The organism is Cronobacter sp. EKM101R (genome assembly GCF_963888145.1).
In the GTDB taxonomy this organism is placed as follows: domain Bacteria; phylum Pseudomonadota; class Gammaproteobacteria; order Enterobacterales; family Enterobacteriaceae; genus Cronobacter; species Cronobacter turicensis.
This window is the reverse complement of sequence record NZ_CAWPHW010000052.1, coordinates 215,268-231,943: the sequence shown is the minus strand read 5'-3', so window position 1 is coordinate 231,943 and position 16,676 is coordinate 215,268. Positions and strand designations below refer to the sequence as shown.

Sequence of the window (16,676 nt, the reverse complement as noted above, 5' to 3'; positions counted from 1 at the left end):
GCAAACGCCGGCTTTTTTTATGGGTGGCGCATGATGAGTAACACATTACCCGAGCAGTCGGTGAATACCACGCTTGCTCCTCTTCCCGGACAGCCTGAAAACCCCGCCACCTGGCCTGCCGACGCGCTGAACTGCGCGCAAATCAAACACCATCTCGACGCCTTTCAGCAGTGGCTGGGCGCCGCGTTTGACGATGGCTATAGCGCCGAACGGCTGATTGAAGCGCGTACTGAATTTATCGACCAGCTCCTGCAACGGCTGTGGCTCGCCGCGGGTTTTGGCGAAACCACCGACGCCGCGCTGGTGGCGGTAGGCGGTTACGGACGCGGCGAACTACACCCGCTATCGGATATCGATCTGCTGATCCTGAGCCGCAAACGCTTAAGCGAAGCGCAAGCGCAAAAAGTGGGCGAGCTGTTGACGCTCCTGTGGGACGTGAAGCTGGAAGTGGGGCACAGCGTACGCACGCTTGAAGAGTGTCTGCTGGAGGGGCTTTCGGATCTCACCGTCGCCACTAACCTTATCGAATCGCGCCTGCTGATTGGCGACGTGGCGCTGTTCCTTGAATTACAAAAGCACATTTTCAGCGACGGCTTCTGGCCTTCGGAGAAATTCTTCGCCGCCAAAGTCGAAGAGCAGAACGAGCGCCACCAGCGCTATCACGGCACGAGCTACAACCTGGAGCCGGACATTAAAAGCAGCCCCGGCGGTCTGCGCGATATACACACGCTGCAATGGGTGGCGCGCCGCCACTTTGGCGCCACGTCGCTGCGTGAAATGGTCGGTTTCGGCTTTCTGACGGAAGCTGAGCGCAACGAGCTTGACGAGTGCCAGCATCTGCTGTGGCGCATTCGCTTTGCCCTGCACCTGGAGCTCAACCGCTACGACAACCGTCTGTTGTTCGACCGCCAGCTGAGCGTAGCCCAGCGCCTGCGTTATGAAGGCGAAGGCAACGAGCCGGTTGAGCATATGATGAAGGATTTCTACCGCGTCACGCGCCGCGTCGGCGAGCTTAACCAGATGCTGCTGCAACTGTTCGACGAAGCTATCCTTGCGCTGACGACCGATGAAAAACCGCGCGTGCTGGATGACGATTTCCAGCTGCGCGGCACGCTTATCGATCTGCGCGATGAAACGCTGTTTATCCGCGAGCCGCAGGCCATCCTGCGCATGTTTTATATGATGGTGCGTAATCGCGACATCACCGGTATCTATTCCACCACCCTGCGTCATCTGCGCCACGCGCGCCGTCATCTTAAACAGCCGCTGTGCTACATCCCGGAAGCGCGCTCGCTGTTTCTGGCGATGCTGCGCCATCCGGGCGCCGTGAGCCGCGGCCTGCTGCCGATGCACCGCCACAGCGTATTGTGGGCCTATATGCCGCAGTGGTCGCATATCGTCGGCCAGATGCAGTTCGATCTGTTCCACGCCTATACGGTGGATGAGCACACCATCCGCGTGCTGCTGAAGCTGGAAAGCTTCGCCAAAGAAGAGACGCGCTCGAAACATCCGCTCTGCGTGGATCTCTGGCCGCGCCTGTCGCACCCGGAGCTGATCCTCATCGCCGCGCTGTTCCATGACATCGCCAAAGGGCGCGGCGGCGACCACTCGGTGCTGGGCGCGCAGGACATCCTGAAATTCGCCGAGCTGCACGGCCTGAACTCGCGTGAAACGCAGCTGGTCGCCTGGCTGGTTCGCCACCACCTGCTGATGTCGGTCACGGCCCAGCGCCGCGACATTCAGGATCCGGAAGTCATTAAACAGTTCGCCGAAGAAGTGCAGACCGAAAACCGTCTGCGATTCCTGGTTTGCCTGACGGTGGCGGATATCTGCGCCACCAACGAGACGCTCTGGAACAGCTGGAAGCAGAGCCTGTTGCGCGAGCTCTACTTCGCGACGGAAAAACAGCTGCGCCGCGGCATGCAAAGCACGCCCGACATGCGCGAGCGGGTGCGTCATCACCAGCTCCAGGCGCTGGCGCTGCTGCGTATGGAGAATATCGATGAAGAGGCGCTGCACCACATCTGGGGACGCTGTCGCGCCAACTATTTTGTGCGCCACAGCCCGAACCAGCTCGCCTGGCACGCGCGGCATCTGCTCCACCACGATCTCAGCCAGCCGCTGATCCTGCTAAGCCCGCAGGCGACGCGCGGCGGCACCGAGATATTCATCTGGAGCCCGGACCGCCCTTACCTCTTCGCCGCGGTCTGCGCCGAGCTCGACCGGCGCAATCTGAGCGTGCACGACGCGCAGATCTTCACAACCCGCGACGATATGGCGATGGATACCTTTATTGTTCTGGAGCCGGACGGCAGTCCGCTCTCCCCGGACCGCCATGAGGCGATTCGCCAGGGTCTCGAGCAGGCGATCACCCAGCGCACCTGGCAGCCGCCGCAGCCGCGTCGCCAGCCGGCCAAACTGCGGCACTTTACGGTGGAAACCGAGGTGAATTTCCTGCCGACCCACACCGACAGAAAATCGTTTCTGGAGCTTATCGCGCTCGATCAGCCCGGCCTTCTGGCGCGCGTCGGACAGGTCTTCGCCGACCTCGGCATTTCGCTGCACGGAGCCCGAATCAGTACAATCGGGGAGCGAGTAGAAGATTTATTTATAATCGCGACAGCGGACCGGCGTGGGCTTAATAATCTGCTCCAGCAAGAGGTGAGACAACGGTTGACAGAGGCCCTCAATCCAAACGATAAAGTGTAGTGAATTTTTAATACCCAAAAGTTATCAGGAAAGAAGCTAATTATGCAGCAGCTACAGAACGTTATTGAATCCGCTTTCGAGCGCCGCGCCGACATTACGCCGGCGAACGTCGATGCCGTCACCCGCGAGGCGGTCAACCAGGTTATCGCCCTGCTGGACAGCGGCGAACTGCGCGTCGCAGAGAAGATCAACGGCGAGTGGGTCACCCACCAGTGGCTGAAAAAAGCGGTGCTGCTCTCCTTCCGCATTAACGACAACCAGGTGATTGAAGGCGCCGAAAGCCGCTATTTCGACAAAGTGCCGATGAAATTCGCTAACTACGACGAAGCGCGCTTCCAGAAAGAAGGCTTTCGCGTGGTGCCGCCCGCCGCCGTGCGTCAGGGCGCGTTTATCGCCCGCAACACCGTGCTGATGCCGTCTTATGTCAACATCGGCGCGTATGTCGATGAAGGCACCATGGTGGATACCTGGGCTACCGTCGGCTCCTGCGCGCAGATCGGTAAAAACGTTCACCTCTCCGGCGGCGTCGGCATCGGCGGCGTACTGGAGCCGCTGCAGGCCAACCCAACCATCATTGAAGACAACTGCTTTATCGGCGCGCGCTCTGAAGTGGTGGAAGGCGTTATCGTCGAAGAAGGCTCTGTTATCTCGATGGGCGTTTACATCGGCCAGAGCACCAAAATTTATGACCGGGAAACCGGCGAAGTCTTCTACGGCCGCGTGCCGGCAGGCTCCGTGGTGGTTTCCGGCAACCTGCCGTCGAAAGATGGGACATACAGCCTCTACTGCGCGGTGATCGTGAAGAAGGTCGACGCGAAAACCCGCGGTAAAGTCGGTATCAACGAACTGCTTCGCACCATCGACTAAGCAGAACGAAAAAAGGCGTGCCTGGCCCGCCTTTTTCACATCTGAGGGTGGCGCGATGAGATCTTTTCATTAATTATCTAAAGGTTAATATTTCCCCTGGGGGATCGCTATGTACGACAACCTTAAGAGTCTTGGCATAACCAATCCTGATGAAATCGACCGTTACAGTCTGCGCCAGGAAGCGAACAACGATATCCTGAAGATCTACTTCCATAAGGATAAGGGCGAGTTCTTCGCCAAAAGCGTGAAGTTTAAATACCCACGCCAGCGCAAAACCGTGGTCGCCGACGGCGTCGGTCAGGGTTACAAAGAAGTGCAGGAAATCAGCCCTAACCTGCGCTACGTGATAGACGAGCTGGATCAACTCTGCCAGCGCGACCGCACCGAAGTGGATCTGAAACGCAAAATCCTCGACGACCTGCGCCATCTGGAAAGCGTCGTGGCGAACAAGATCTCCGAGATCGAGTCCGACCTCGAAAAGCTCACCCGCAACAAATAAGCGTTGCCCCCGCGTTTTATCGCAGGGCATCAGACATAAAAAAGGCCGCAATCGCGGCCTTTTGTTTTCAGAGCGTCTCTTACTGCATCAGCAGATAGATAGAGCTGTCGCCACGCTGAATATTCAGCGCCAGCACCGACGGTTTGCTGTCGAGGATTTTGCGCAGTTCGGCGATATTGCTCACCGGCTGCTGGTTCGCGCCGACAATAACATCTCCTTTTTTCAGGCCAATGCGTGCCGCAGGCGAACCCGCTTTCACACTGTTGACCACCACGCCTTTCTCCTTACCGGCACGGTTGCTCATCTCCGCCCCTTCGATACCGCTGAAGATAGAAGACGAGTCTACCTGCGTCTGGCTGCTCTGCTGCAGCACCAGATCGACGTTCACCGGTTTGCCGTCGCGCAGCAGGCCGAGCGTCAGTTTCGTGCCGACCGGCATGGTGCCGACCTGCGCACGCAGCGCCGCGAAGCTGCTAATCGGCTTGCCGTTCAGCGACACGATCACGTCTCCCGCTTTCACGCCCGCTTTGGCGGCGGAAGAGTTCGCCAGCACCTGGCTTACAAACGCGCCGCGCTGCGCGTCCACTTTCATCGCTTTGGCGAGTTCAGAGTTCAACTCGGTCCCCATGATGCCCAGCTCGCCGCGTTTCACCTGGCCATATTCGACCATCTGCGACGTCAGGCTTTTCACCATGTTGCTCGGAATAGCAAAGCCGATACCGATGTTGCCGCCATCCGGCGCCAGAATAGCGGTGTTGATGCCGATAAGCTCGCCGTTCAGGTTCACCAGCGCGCCGCCGGAGTTCCCGCGGTTAATCGCCGCATCGGTCTGAATAAAGTTCTCGTAGTTTTCCGCGTTCAGGCCGCTGCGGCCCAGCGCCGAGACGATACCGGAGGTTACCGTTTCGCCAAGACCGAACGGGTTGCCGATGGCGACGGCATAGTCGCCGACGCGCAGGCTGTCGGAGTCGGCAAGTTTAATCGCCGTCAGGTTTTTCGGGTCCTGAATCTGGATCAGCGCGATGTCGGAGCGCGGATCTTTGCCTACCATTTTCGCGTCCAGCTTACGGCCGTCGCTCAGTTGCACTTTGATGGTGGTGGCGTTATCCACCACGTGGTTGTTGGTGACCACATAACCTTTAGCGGCGTCGATAATCACGCCGGAGCCCAGCGCCATAAATTTCTGCTGCTGCCCATTGCCGTCAGCGCCGCCCTGACCACCAGGGCCGCCCTGGCAGAACGGAGAGCTCTGGAACGGAGAGCCATCCTGGCAGAACGGCGAATCATCGCCGAAAAACTGCTGGAAGTTGCGCGGCATACGCGGCGTATTGACCGTTGTGCTGCCTTCAACGTTAATGCTGACGACAGAAGGCATGACTTTTTCCAGCATCGGCGCCAGGCTCGGCATCGCCTGCGACGTCACGGCGGACGCGGTTTCAGCGGCGAAGGAAGCCGGGCTTAATGCCAGCCCCAGGCTCAGGGCCAGCGCACTCATTGCTAACGTGGTTTTTTTCATCGATTCATTCTCAACTAACAAGTAACGCAAATAAATTGCTGTGAAGGTGTCTGTCAGAGTCGATTTATAGCGCGAAGTTCCATTGTTAATTTTCTGAAAAAAGTAAAAATTTATTGGGCGTCTTTACAAAACGAAGCGGGGTTATTCTACCGCCATCAGTTTACGATATTCATCCCAGGCGTAGAGATCGGTCATGCCGCTGATATAGTCCTGGATAAGACGGCAACGATAATAATATTCCCAAACCGGGAAATCCGCCGCCTGTGGATGAAGATGACTCACGGCTTCGATATAAGCCAGCCGGTGCCGGGAAGAAAGTTTATGATAAAGGCGCGATTCAATCGGTAACGTTCGCACGCTCTCTTTTTCCACCAGCTCACGAAATTGCGCCAGCGTCAGCGAGAGCAACGGCCGATAAATATCCAGCAGCCCGCTAATAACCCGGTAGCCCTGCAACTCCAGTTGCTCGACGTCAGGGTGGTTAAATACATGACGCACCGCGACATTTTTATACAGCTCCAGCAGGCGGCTGTACGGGCTGTCATCTTCAAGCAGCGCATGATTAAACGAGCCGTCAAAGACCTCAGGCAAATTATCAATAAAGCGCTGCGCGGCGTATGGCGCCAGTCGATTTAACGTATTGACGCGCAGATACATAAAAAACTGGTCTTCCGCGCTGTGATGCAATTGATTGGTTCCCGATTTATCCCAGGCGTTTTGCACCACCAGATTAAAGAGATCGCCAGGCGCATGTTCGCCCCAGGCGTCGTAGAGATGTTGATATAACTGCTCGACGCTGAAAATGCGTTTTTCCACCGCATCTTCAAGATCCGCCACGCAATAAGAAATATCGTCGGCCGCCTCCATAATCCAGGCGAGCGGGAAGCGACTGTAAGTTTCTAATTGCAGTTCTTTACGCAACCTCGAAATATATTGATCTTCGGAGAGATAAAACCCAGGCTTTTTCATCAGGTAGCTGTGGGTTTCCGGCACTGCTCCGCTATACCAGGCCGGGCGCGTATATTTAAGAATACCGCCGACCTGCGCCCAGGTAAGATTCATGCGCAGCAGCGTATGCACCAGTCGTATTCCCTGCGCGTTACCCTCGAAATGACACAAATCCCGGCGCACATTGCCGCGCAGCGCGTTAAGCGCCTCTTCGCCCTCCTGCAGGCGCAGCGTCTGCACCGTACAGCGGTCCTGGCTTACGGGCTGGTTTTCGGCATCCGCCGGAAAGAGTCGCTGGCTGAACCAGTCGTTAATCGCCGCTTCGCCGAAGTGACCGAACGGCGGATTGCCGATGTCATGCATCAGACACGACATCTCGACAATGCTCTCAAACGGCCCGGTCAGCTCCGCCAGGCCATACGCCTCAAGCAGCCCCTGCTCTTTCAGGCGGCTTAACACCTCTTTGGCGATATAACGCCCGACCTGCTGGACTTCCAGCGAATGCGTAAGACGGGTGCGCACCGCGGCGTTGCGCTCAAGGGGAAAAACCTGGGTTTTCTGCTGAAGACGGCGGATCGCGGGCGAGTTAATAATGCGACCGCGATCGCTTTCAAAGATGCGCAGGATCTCGTGTTCACTCTTCACGCCCTGCGGTGAGCGATACCGGCGATGCCAGTTGATTTTGTTTCGGAAATCGATTTTCTCCATTCGCCCTCCCGGTCTGCGCGCACGCGAATTAAATCCTTGCTGTATGCCATGATAGACTATGCCTCTGAATCCATCATTTAGCGAGTATCTCTATGAAAGCAGGCATTATTGGCGCAATGGAAGAAGAAGTGACGCTGCTGCGTGACAAAATCGACGACCGCCAGACCCTGAATATCGCCGGCTGCGAAATTTACACCGGCGCGCTCAATGGCGTGGACGTGGCGCTGCTGAAATCGGGCATCGGTAAAGTTTCCGCCGCGATGGGCGCGACGCTGCTGCTGGAGCACTGCAAACCTGACGTGATTATCAATACCGGCTCGGCGGGCGGTCTCGCGCCGTCGCTGAAAGTGGGCGACATCGTGGTGTCCGACGAAGTGCGCTATCACGACGCCGACGTGACCGCGTTCGGCTACGAATATGGCCAGATGGCGGGCTGCCCGGCAGCGTTCAAGGCCGATGAAAAACTGATCGCGGCGGCGCAGGAAACGATCGAACAGCTCAACCTGCACGCAGTACGCGGGCTGGTAGTGAGCGGCGACGCCTTTATCAACGGCTCCGTGAACCTCGCGAAAATCCGCCATAACTTCCCGCAGGCGATTGCCGTTGAGATGGAAGCGACCGCGATTGGTCACGTCTGCCATAACTTCGGCGTGCCGTTTGTCGTGGTGCGCGCCATTTCTGACGTTGCGGATCAGCAGTCGCACCTGAGCTTTGAAGAGTTCCTGGCGGTGGCGGCGAAGCAGTCGAGCCTGATGGTCGAAACGCTGCTCACGAGCCTGAACCGTGGCTAAACGCTGGCTTAACAGGGCGCTTGTCGCCCTGTTTGTCCTCCCGGCGTGGCTTTTTGCCGCGCCGCGGGTGATTACCCTCTCCCCCGCCAATACCGAACTCGCCTTTGCCGCTGGCATTACGCCGGTTGCGGTCAGCGCTTACTCTGACTACCCCGACGCCGCGCGTCATCTCGAACAGGTCGCGAACTGGCAAGGGATGAACGTGGAGCGTATCGCGGCGCTCAAACCCGATCTGCTGGTCGCCTGGCGCGGCGGCAATCCGGAGCGGCAGATAAATCAGCTCACATCGCTCGGCATCCACGTGCTCTGGCTCGATCCGCAAAATGTCGCGCAGGTGGCCGACGCGCTGCGCGCGCTTGCGCCTTACAGCCCGACGCCGGAAAAGGCGCAGGCGGCGGCGCGTGAGCTCGAACAGCGCTGGCGCTCACTCGCCGCGCGTTATAAAGGCCAGCCGAAAAAGCGCGTCTTTGTGCAGTTTGGTACGCGCCCGCTCTTCACCACCAACCACGCGTCTATCCAGAATGAGATAGTCGAGACCTGCGGCGGCGAGAATATTTTCGCCGACAGCCCCGTTCCCTGGCCGCAGGTGAGCCGCGAACAGGTGCTGGCGCGCCATCCTGCGGCGGTGATTATCACCGGCGGCGAGACGTCCGTCACCGCCACGCGGCAGTTCTGGCGGCCTCAGCTTAATGTCCCGATCATAAGCATTAACGATGACTGGTTTGAACGCGCCGGCCCGCGTATTATCCTCGCCGCGAATCAGCTCTGCCAGGCGCTGGCGGAGGTAAAATAACGAGTCGAGGAACATCATGCTGGTTTACTGGCTGGATATTATTGGCACCGCGGTGTTTGCCATCTCCGGCGTTTTGCTGGCGGGCAAACTGCGTATGGATCCTTTCGGCGTACTGGTGCTGGGCGTGGTGACCGCGGTGGGCGGCGGTACGATCCGCGATATGGCGCTCGATCATGGTCCGGTTTTCTGGGTGAAAGATCCCACCGATCTGGTGGTGGCGATGGTGACGTGTCTGCTGACGATTGCGCTGGTGCGCCAGCCGCGTCGCCTGCCGAAATGGGTGCTGCCGGTGCTGGACGCCGTCGGGCTCGCGGTGTTTGTCGGCATCGGGGTGAATAAAGCGTTTATGGCCGGCACCGGCCCGCTGGTGGCGATTTGCATGGGCGTAGTGACGGGCGTCGGCGGCGGCATTATTCGCGACGTGCTGGCGCGCGAAATCCCGATGATCCTGCGGACCGAAATCTACGCCACCGCGTGCATCGTGGGCGGCATCGTCCATGCGACGGCGTTTTATACCTTTGCGGTGCCGCTGGAGCAGGCGAGTATGATGGGCATGGCGGTGACGCTTGCGATACGGCTTGCGGCGATCCGCTGGCATCTCAAGCTCCCCACCTTCGCGCTGGACGAAAAAGCGTAAGCCATAAAAAAAGCCGTGTCTTAAAACACGGCTTTTTTGTTTCAGCAAGGCAATCAGATGCTGAAGGAAGAACCACACCCGCAGGTGCTGGTGGCGTTCGGGTTGTTCACCACGAAGCGCGAGCCTTCGAGGCCTTCGGTGTAATCCACCGCGCCGCCGACCAGATATTGCAGGCTCATCGGGTCAACGACCAGCGACACGCCCTGCTTCTCGATAGTCATATCGCCATCATTGATCTGGTCATCAAAGGTAAAACCATACTGGAAGCCGCTGCAACCACCACCGGTGATGTAGACGCGCAGCTTGAGATTCGGGTTGTCCTCATCGGCGATCAGGCTTTTTACTTTATTGGCTGCTGCGTCGGTAAACTGCAGCGGCAGCGCTACGTCATCACTCATTTTTTGCTCCCGTTGAAACCAGCAATCGGGCAAAGAATAACCCGATCTTTAGGGCCATTATCTATTACCCTGGTAAATCGTTCAAGTATTCCGCCCGTCGGCCTGCGCCTGTCGCTCCGCCTCCTGTTTCGCAAGCGTTCGCGCGAGGATCGTAGAATAGAGCGGCTTGCCGCCGAGGAACTGGGCGAGCAGTGTCGCGCCGAGACAGGTAATAATCATTGGCAAAATGAGCTGGTAATTATCGGTCATCTCCAGCACCAGCACGATGCCCGTAATCGGCGCTCTGACCGAGGCGGCAAGCAGTGCGCCCATCCCGGCGATAGCAAATGTGCCCGCCTGTAGATGCCAGTCCGGGAACCAGGCGGCGCAGGCCATGCCGAACGCGCTGCCAAGCAGCGTGCCGAGCGCCAGCATCGGGGCGAAAATCCCGCCCGGCGCGCCGGAGGAAAAACAGAACACCGTCGTCAGCACGCGCGCGATGAAAATAAACAGCATCATACCGATGGTAAAATTGCCCGCCGCCGCGATGGGGATCAGGCCAAATCCGCCGCCCGCTGCCGCAGGCTCCCACAACGCCAGCAGGCCGCACGTGCCGCCGATAACGCCGCCAAGCAATACCCAGCGGGTGATATTTCCGCCATGAATACGTGCGAACACATCCTGCATCCCCAGCACCAGACGGTTAAACAGCGGTCCCACCGCACCGAAAATAATGCCCAGTAGCAGATAGAGCCAGAGCGTGTAGACGGGCGCGTCGGCCAGTTGCCCCACCTCAATCACCGACCCTTCGCCATTGAAAATGCGAAAGACAATGGTCGACATAATGACGCCGGTGAACACCGCTTTAATGGAGATAAGGCTGTAGTGAAACTGCGTGCGCATCTCTTCGATAATAAACAGGATGCCCGCGAGCGGCGCGTTAAAGGCCGCCGCAAGGCCCGCCGCCGCCCCCGTTGCCAGCAACGTATGGCGCGCCTCGGCGTCCGGACGGTGAAAAATATCCAGCACCATGCGCCCGATATTGCCGCCCATCTGCACCATCGGGCCTTCGCGTCCGAGCACCATGCCCGCGCCGAGCGTGCCCATACCGCCGAAAAACTTCACCGGCAGCACGCGCCACCAGCGCACCGGACGTAACTCCTCCAGCGCCCCTTCGATTTCAGGAATGCCTGAACCGCCCGCCTCCGGCGCGAAGCGGCGCACCAGAAAATACCCTGCCATCGCCAGCAGCGCGGAAAACAGAAACGCCAGCAGCCAGACGAGCCAGGGACTGTCCGCCACCTGCGCCAGTCCTTCAATACGATGCGCCGTGACCCAGGCGACCGATTTTTCAAACGCCACGCCCGCAAGCCCTGTCAACAGGCCGGTGAGCGTCGCCAGCAGTAAAATTGTCAACGGTGTTTTGTCGCGCGACAGTAACTGGCGGATAACAGCGGCGTGTTGAAATCCTCTGACGCGGCGTGGGGATGTCGTCTGCGGGTTCATGCGAACAGATTCTCCGGGATTCATTCAGGCTACGTATTATACGCCGCGCGACGGCGTCATTCAAAAAAGCCCTGCCCGCTGTCGGGGTTTAATCGGGCAAAACTTTCATAACCAGGAAGGGATGACTTAGAATAACCCGTTATCCCTCTTTTCCCCGAATCAGGAGCCGATTCATGAGTAAGTCTGAAAACCTCTTTGCCGCCGCCCGCGAACTTATCCCAGGCGGCGTTAACTCGCCGGTGCGCGCCTTTACCGGCGTGGGCGGCACGCCGCTGTTTATCGAACGGGCGGACGGGGCTTATCTCTATGACGCCGACGGCAAAGCCTATATCGACTACGTCGGCTCCTGGGGCCCGATGGTGCTGGGCCACAACCACCCGGCGATTCGCAACGCGGTGATTGAAGCGGTGCAGCGCGGCCTGAGCTTCGGCGCGCCGACAGAGATGGAAGTGAAAATGGCGCAGCTCGTTACCGATCTGGTGCCGACGATGGATATGGTGCGTATGGTGAACTCCGGCACCGAGGCGACCATGAGCGCTATCCGCCTGGCGCGCGGCTTTACCGGCCGCGATAAAATCATCAAATTCGAAGGCTGCTACCACGGCCACGCGGATCACCTGCTGGTGAAAGCGGGTTCCGGCGCGCTGACCCTCGGCCAGCCGAACTCGCCAGGCGTACCGGCGGATTTCGCGAAACATACTCTGACCTGCACCTATAACGATCTCGCCTCCGTGCGCGAAGCCTTCGAGCGTTACCCGCAGGATATCGCGTGCATCATCGTTGAGCCTGTGGCGGGCAACATGAACTGCATTCCGCCGCAGCCCGATTTCCTGCCGGGCCTGCGGGCGCTGTGCGACGAATTCGGCGCGCTGCTGATCATTGATGAAGTGATGACGGGTTTCCGCGTCGCGCTGGCGGGCGCGCAGGCGTACTACAACGTGGTGCCGGATCTCACCTGTCTTGGCAAAATCATCGGCGGCGGTATGCCGGTGGGCGCGTTCGGCGGACGTCGCGAAGTGATGGAAGCGCTGGCGCCGACCGGCCCGGTTTATCAGGCGGGCACGCTCTCCGGCAACCCGATCGCGATGGCGGCAGGCTTCGCCTGCCTGAGCGAAGTGGCGCAGCCTGGCGTGCACAGTACCCTTGACGCGCTGACGACCCAACTGGCGGACGGCCTGCTGGACGCCGCGCGGGACGCAGGCGTGCCGCTGGTGGTGAACCACGTCGGCGGGATGTTCGGTTTCTTCTTTACCGATGCCGACAGCGTGACCTGCTATCAGGATGTGGTGAAATGCGATGTCGAGCGCTTTAAGCGTTTCTTCCATCTGATGCTGGAAGAAGGCGTGTACTTCGCGCCGTCGGCGTTTGAAGCGGGCTTTATGTCCGTCGCGCACAGCGAAGAGGATATCAACAACACCATCGACGCCGCGCGCCGGGTGTTCGCGAAGCTGTAAGGTTTTTTTGACCGTGGCGGGTGCGCTTACGCTTACCCGCCCTACGATGCATCGACAAAGGTGAGTCTATGTAGGGTGGGTAAGCGTAAGCGCACCCACCTTTTCACCAACACAACGCCCCATGTAGGGTGGGTAAGCGCAGCGCACCCACCATTTCCCCCTCCAGCGCCCTGCCTTCTGATTAACGGCTCTGCTTACGCAACAAATACACGAAATACGGCGCGCCAATAAACGTCGCCAACAGCCCCGCCGGGATCTGGTACGGGAACATCGCCATCCGCCCCGCCCAGTCCGCCAGCATCATCAGCATACCGCCCAGCAATGAGGCGATAACCAGCTGCGGCAACGCGCGGCGAAAACCGAGCATCCGCGTAATGTGCGGCGCCATCAGCCCGATAAAGCTCAGCGGCCCGATGGTCAGCGTCGCCGCCGCGGTCAGCGCCGAGGCCAGCAACAGCAGCACGATGCGGGTCGGCGTCAGCGCCATCCCCACCGCACGCGCGGTCTCGCCGCCGAGCGGCAGCACCGTCAGCCAGCGACGGCACAGCGGCGTCAACGCCAGCAGCGCCAGCATCACCCACAACGAATTGCGCGCCTGCTGCGGCGTCACGCTGTAAGTGGAGCCGGAGATCCAGGTGATCACCTGCGCCATACGCGGATCGCCGCTCGCCTGAAGCATCACCAGCAGCATCGTAAACGCGGTGCTGAGCGCCATCCCGGCGAGCAACATCCGGTGCGGCGAAAACCCGCCGCGTCCGGCGGCCATCAGAATAATCATCAGCGTCGCCGCCGCCCCGACGCTGCCCGCCGGCAGCAGCCAGCCAAACGCGTCGCCCGGCACGAACAGCAGCATCAACACTACGCCGAACGCGGCGCCGGAACTGATGCCCAGCACTTCCGGGCTCGCCATCGGGTTGCCGGTCAGCCGCTGGATAATACAGCCCGCCGCCGCCAGCATGGTGCCCGCGCACATCGCCGCCAGCACGCGCGGCCAGCGCCAGCCCAGCAGTTCGCGCAGCACGTCGCCCTGCGCCCATACCCAGCCATTCGCGTCGCGACCAAAACAGAGCGCCAGCGCCGCCACGCCCAGTAACAGCAACAGCCCGCCCAGCGCCCAGCGCCCTACCTGCCCGCGCTCGGCCGGGATCGTGTCGCCCGCATTCATCGCCGGCGCGCTCATGGTACGCAGACGCGGCAGGAGCCATAGCAACAGCGGCGCGCCAAACAGCGCCGTCGCCATCCCGGTAGACACTTCCAGCCAGACGCGGGAGAGCCAGAGGATAAACTGATCCGACAGCCACAGCAGCAGCGCGCCAATGAATGCGGCCAACAACAGCCGCGCCAGCAGCCGACGCGCGCCGAGCATTTTCGCGAGCAGCGGCGCGAACAGGCCGATAAACCCGATGATCCCGACCGCGTTGACCAGCAGCGCGCTGATGACAATCGCCAGCGTCAGCGTCGCGAGCCGCGCCAGCGACAGCGCCAGCCCCAGATTGCGCGCCACGCCGTCGTCCAGCCCCATCAGGGTAAGCGGGCGCAGCAGCAGCAGCGTCAGTAAAAAGCCCGCCAGCAGTTGCGGCCACAGCCGCGCCGCCACGCTCCAGTCGTTCTGGTTAAGCGCGCCGGTGCTCCATAAAAACATGCTTTGCAGCTGATCGTGGTGGAACAGCACCAGCAGTTGATTGACGGCGCCGCAATAGAGGCTCACCACCAGGCCCGCCAGAATGAGCGTGACCGGCGAGAGACGTTTACCCCAGGCGACGCCGAACACCAGCACCCCGACCACGCAGGCTCCGGCCAGCGCCGCGAACTGCGCGGTCAGCACGCCGCCCGGCAACGCCCAGAGCGTCGCTACGGTCACGCCAAGCTGCGCGCCGGTCGCCACGCCAAGCGTGGTCGGCTCCGCAAGCGGGTTACGCAACACCTGCTGAAACAGCACGCCCACCAGCCCAAGCCCCGCGCCGACTAACAGCGACACCGCAAAGCGCGGCAGCAGGCTGTAGTGGAACAGCATCTGGTCGATGGCGTCGATATCCGGGCGCCACAGCGCCTCGCCCCATTGCGCGCGCGGCAGCCAGGCGTTCAGGTTAGCCCAGCTCAGACCGAGCGCCAGCGCGAACAACAGCCCCAGCAACAGCGCCGGGAACAGCAAAGAACGTTGTCTCATGCCCGGCCTCCCAGCGCGTTATCCAGCACGCGGCCAAAGCGCATCGCCGAAAGCGTCGCGCCGTAAAACCAGACGGCGGGCACGCGCTGAAACCGGCCCTCGCGCACAAACGGCATCGCCTGCCAGAGCGGCGTGGCGGCAAGCTGGCGCATCGCCTGATCATCGCCATGCTCAAAGCAGATGACGTCAGCGTCGCGGAACTGCGCGAGGCGCTCGACGCCGACAATCGCGCTGCCCCAGAAATTGGTCTTATCCTGCCAGGCGTTGGGAATATTTACCGCATCCAGCACCGGCTGGAACAGGCTGTTCGTACCGAGCGTTAGCGCGTGGCGTGAGTCCAGTAACGACATCATCAGCAGCGGACGCTGGCCGCGGCCCGCAAAGCGCAGCTTCATCTGCGTCAGGAACCGTTCAAACTCATCAAGGTGAGCCTGCGCCGCGCTCTCCAGCCCCAGCCGTGCGGCCAGCGCTACTAGCGACTGGCGCGCCATGGCAAGCGGCGCCTTGCCGTCGGTAAACGTCACGCCCATACCAGGCGCGATACGCTTAAGCTGCGCCTCCGCGGGGCCATAACCGGCCGACCAGATCATCAGCGATGGCTGAAGCTGGGTAAGCAGCTCCAGATTCGGCTCGGTACGCAGCCCGACGTCGATAACGGAATCCGGCAGCGGCGGGTAGTCAACCCACAGGCGATAGTTCGGCACATCCGCGACCGCGAAAGGCACCACGCCGAGCGCGATAAGCTGTTCGACGGGCAGCCATTCGAGCGCCACGATACGTTTGAGATCCACCGATGCCGCACGGGCTTTCGCCATGTGCCACATCAGCGGCGAGAGGGCCATCGCCGTCATCAGACGCCGACGGCTGAAAGGCGTAGAGAGAATATCGCGCATCAGCAGACAAAGCTCACGGGTGCCAGGCCCGCCGGATGCGGCAGAATGCCCATCGGAATGCCATAAATCTGTTGCAGCGTTTCGCCGTTCATAAGTTCAAGCGGGCTGCCCTGAGCTATCATCTCCCCGCCGCGCAGCGCCACCAGATGGTCGCAGTAACGCGCCGCCATGTTGATGTCGTGCAGCACCGCGATCACCGTTAACCCGCGCTGCTGGCTTAAGCGGTGAATCAGCGCCAGCACGTCAACCTGATGGGCGATATCCAGCGCCGAGGTCGGCTCGTCGAGCAGCAGGCAGCGGCTGTTCTGCGCCACCAGCATGGCTATCCAGGCGCGCTGGCGCTCACCGCCGGAAAGGCTGTCCACCAGCCGGTGCGCAAGGGGTTTAAGCCCTACCAGAGTAATCGCTTCCTCCACCCGTTCGCGATCTTCCGCCCCGAAACGCCCGAGCGCGCCGTGCCACGGGTAGCGGCCAATCGCCACCAGTTCACGCACCGTCATGCCCTCCGCGGCGGGCAGTTGCTGCGGCAGATACGCGACTTCACGCGCGAACGCTTTGCTGTTCCAGTCCGCGAGCGGCTCGCCGTTCAGCAGAATGTCTCCCCCGGAGGGTTTCTGGTGACGCCCCAGCATTTTCAGTAGCGTGGATTTGCCGGAGCCGTTATGGCCGATGAGACCGGTGACTTTGCCCGCCGGAAAGGTGAGCGATAAGGGATGCAGCAGCGTGCGTCCGGGCACACGAAAAGTGAGATCTTTTAACGAAAAACCAGCATCGGGCGGGGAAATTTTGTCCTGCATGGTAGCCAACTTGT

At 60.4% G+C, this 16,676-nt stretch carries 14 protein-coding genes; 7 read left to right on the top strand and 7 right to left on the bottom strand.

Going from position 1 to position 16,676, the window contains the following annotated elements; translation table 11 throughout:
• Positions 1–33 precede the first annotated feature (33 nt).
• From glnD to AACV31_RS20195, 3 genes are all read left to right on the top strand, one after another.
• Complete coding sequence (glnD, locus tag AACV31_RS20205; RefSeq protein WP_075197777.1) at positions 34–2,709, top strand: bifunctional uridylyltransferase/uridylyl-removing protein GlnD; 2,676 nt, start codon at positions 34–36, stop codon at positions 2,707–2,709.
• 42 nt (positions 2,710–2,751) lie between these two features.
• Positions 2,752–3,576 carry a 2,3,4,5-tetrahydropyridine-2,6-dicarboxylate N-succinyltransferase gene (gene dapD / locus AACV31_RS20200; RefSeq protein ID WP_012815351.1) on the top strand — a complete coding sequence of 275 codons (825 nt, stop codon included), beginning with the start codon at positions 2,752–2,754 and terminating at the stop codon, positions 3,574–3,576.
• 109 nt (positions 3,577–3,685) lie between these two features.
• A complete protein-coding gene (locus AACV31_RS20195; protein WP_004386143.1) occupies positions 3,686–4,075 on the top strand; it encodes a DUF3461 family protein in 390 nt (129 codons plus the stop codon).
• A gap of 79 nt (positions 4,076–4,154) precedes the next feature.
• Here AACV31_RS20195 and degP read toward each other — a convergent pair whose 3' ends face one another.
• Both degP and dgt read right to left on the bottom strand, forming a co-directional pair.
• Positions 4,155–5,591: a serine endoprotease DegP gene (degP, locus tag AACV31_RS20190; protein WP_075197695.1), complete on the bottom strand. Its 1,437-nt coding sequence runs from the start codon at positions 5,589–5,591 to the stop codon at positions 4,155–4,157.
• A 141-nt stretch (positions 5,592–5,732) separates the two neighbouring features.
• A complete protein-coding gene (gene dgt, locus AACV31_RS20185) occupies positions 5,733–7,247 on the bottom strand; it encodes a dGTPase (RefSeq protein ID WP_165155956.1) in 1,515 nt (504 codons plus the stop codon).
• A gap of 92 nt (positions 7,248–7,339) precedes the next feature.
• On the opposite strand from dgt, the gene mtnN reads away from it, so the two are divergent.
• Genes mtnN through AACV31_RS20170 form a run of 3 tightly spaced genes read left to right on the top strand, consistent with a single transcriptional unit; the run spans position 7,340 to position 9,468 of the window.
• A complete protein-coding gene (mtnN, locus tag AACV31_RS20180) occupies positions 7,340–8,038 on the top strand; it encodes a 5'-methylthioadenosine/S-adenosylhomocysteine nucleosidase (protein WP_165155954.1) in 699 nt (232 codons plus the stop codon).
• Entirely contained in the window at positions 8,031–8,831 is an 801-nt protein-coding gene (btuF, locus tag AACV31_RS20175; RefSeq protein WP_165155952.1) for a vitamin B12 ABC transporter substrate-binding protein BtuF, read from the top strand. Before mtnN ends, btuF begins: the two co-directional genes overlap by 8 nt.
• 16 nt (positions 8,832–8,847) lie before the next feature.
• Complete coding sequence (locus tag AACV31_RS20170) at positions 8,848–9,468, top strand: TRIC cation channel family protein (protein WP_007769285.1); 621 nt, start codon at positions 8,848–8,850, stop codon at positions 9,466–9,468.
• A 53-nt stretch (positions 9,469–9,521) separates the two neighbouring features.
• On the opposite strand, the gene erpA is transcribed toward AACV31_RS20170, so the two are convergent.
• Both erpA and clcA read right to left on the bottom strand, forming a co-directional pair.
• On the bottom strand, positions 9,522–9,866 hold the full coding sequence (gene erpA / locus AACV31_RS20165) for an iron-sulfur cluster insertion protein ErpA (RefSeq protein ID WP_004386149.1): 345 nt from the start codon (positions 9,864–9,866) through the stop codon (positions 9,522–9,524).
• Positions 9,867–9,947: 81 nt separating this feature from the next.
• Complete coding sequence (clcA, locus tag AACV31_RS20160; protein WP_165155950.1) at positions 9,948–11,351, bottom strand: H(+)/Cl(-) exchange transporter ClcA; 1,404 nt, start codon at positions 11,349–11,351, stop codon at positions 9,948–9,950.
• A 173-nt stretch (positions 11,352–11,524) separates the two neighbouring features.
• Here clcA and hemL point away from each other — a divergent pair, with 173 nt between their 5' ends.
• A complete protein-coding gene (gene hemL, locus AACV31_RS20155) occupies positions 11,525–12,805 on the top strand; it encodes a glutamate-1-semialdehyde 2,1-aminomutase (RefSeq protein WP_165155948.1) in 1,281 nt (426 codons plus the stop codon).
• Between the two features lie 181 nt (positions 12,806–12,986).
• Here hemL and fhuB read toward each other — a convergent pair whose 3' ends face one another.
• From fhuB to fhuC, 3 genes are read right to left on the bottom strand one after another with little or no spacing between them, the layout of a single operon-like run.
• Positions 12,987–14,972 (bottom strand): Fe(3+)-hydroxamate ABC transporter permease FhuB, encoded by a 1,986-nt coding sequence (gene fhuB, locus AACV31_RS20150; RefSeq protein WP_165155946.1) that lies wholly within the window; start codon positions 14,970–14,972, stop codon positions 12,987–12,989.
• Positions 14,969–15,865 carry a Fe(3+)-hydroxamate ABC transporter substrate-binding protein FhuD gene (gene fhuD / locus AACV31_RS20145; RefSeq protein WP_165155944.1) on the bottom strand — a complete coding sequence of 299 codons (897 nt, stop codon included), beginning with the start codon at positions 15,863–15,865 and terminating at the stop codon, positions 14,969–14,971. The genes fhuB and fhuD overlap by 4 nt, the downstream gene beginning before the upstream one ends.
• Positions 15,865–16,662, bottom strand: a complete 798-nt coding sequence (gene fhuC, locus AACV31_RS20140; protein ID WP_105596931.1) for a Fe3+-hydroxamate ABC transporter ATP-binding protein FhuC — start codon at positions 16,660–16,662, stop codon at positions 15,865–15,867. Before fhuC ends, fhuD begins: the two co-directional genes overlap by 1 nt.
• Positions 16,663–16,676 lie beyond the last annotated feature (14 nt).

Coding starts and splice junctions, on each gene's coding strand:
- glnD (WP_075197777.1), top strand. CDS start 34: ATGAGTAACACATTACCCGAGCAGTCGGTGAATACCACGCTTGCTCCT.
- dapD (WP_012815351.1), top strand. CDS start 2,752: ATGCAGCAGCTACAGAACGTTATTGAATCCGCTTTCGAGCGCCGCGCC.
- AACV31_RS20195 (WP_004386143.1), top strand. CDS start 3,686: ATGTACGACAACCTTAAGAGTCTTGGCATAACCAATCCTGATGAAATC.
- degP (WP_075197695.1), bottom strand. CDS start 5,591: ATGAAAAAAACCACGTTAGCAATGAGTGCGCTGGCCCTGAGCCTGGGG.
- dgt (WP_165155956.1), bottom strand. CDS start 7,247: ATGGAGAAAATCGATTTCCGAAACAAAATCAACTGGCATCGCCGGTAT.
- mtnN (WP_165155954.1), top strand. CDS start 7,340: ATGAAAGCAGGCATTATTGGCGCAATGGAAGAAGAAGTGACGCTGCTG.
- AACV31_RS20170 (WP_007769285.1), top strand. CDS start 8,848: ATGCTGGTTTACTGGCTGGATATTATTGGCACCGCGGTGTTTGCCATC.
- erpA (WP_004386149.1), bottom strand. CDS start 9,866: ATGAGTGATGACGTAGCGCTGCCGCTGCAGTTTACCGACGCAGCAGCC.
- clcA (WP_165155950.1), bottom strand. CDS start 11,351: ATGAACCCGCAGACGACATCCCCACGCCGCGTCAGAGGATTTCAACAC.
- hemL (WP_165155948.1), top strand. CDS start 11,525: ATGAGTAAGTCTGAAAACCTCTTTGCCGCCGCCCGCGAACTTATCCCA.
- fhuB (WP_165155946.1), bottom strand. CDS start 14,972: ATGAGACAACGTTCTTTGCTGTTCCCGGCGCTGTTGCTGGGGCTGTTG.
- fhuD (WP_165155944.1), bottom strand. CDS start 15,865: ATGCGCGATATTCTCTCTACGCCTTTCAGCCGTCGGCGTCTGATGACG.
- fhuC (WP_105596931.1), bottom strand. CDS start 16,662: ATGCAGGACAAAATTTCCCCGCCCGATGCTGGTTTTTCGTTAAAAGAT.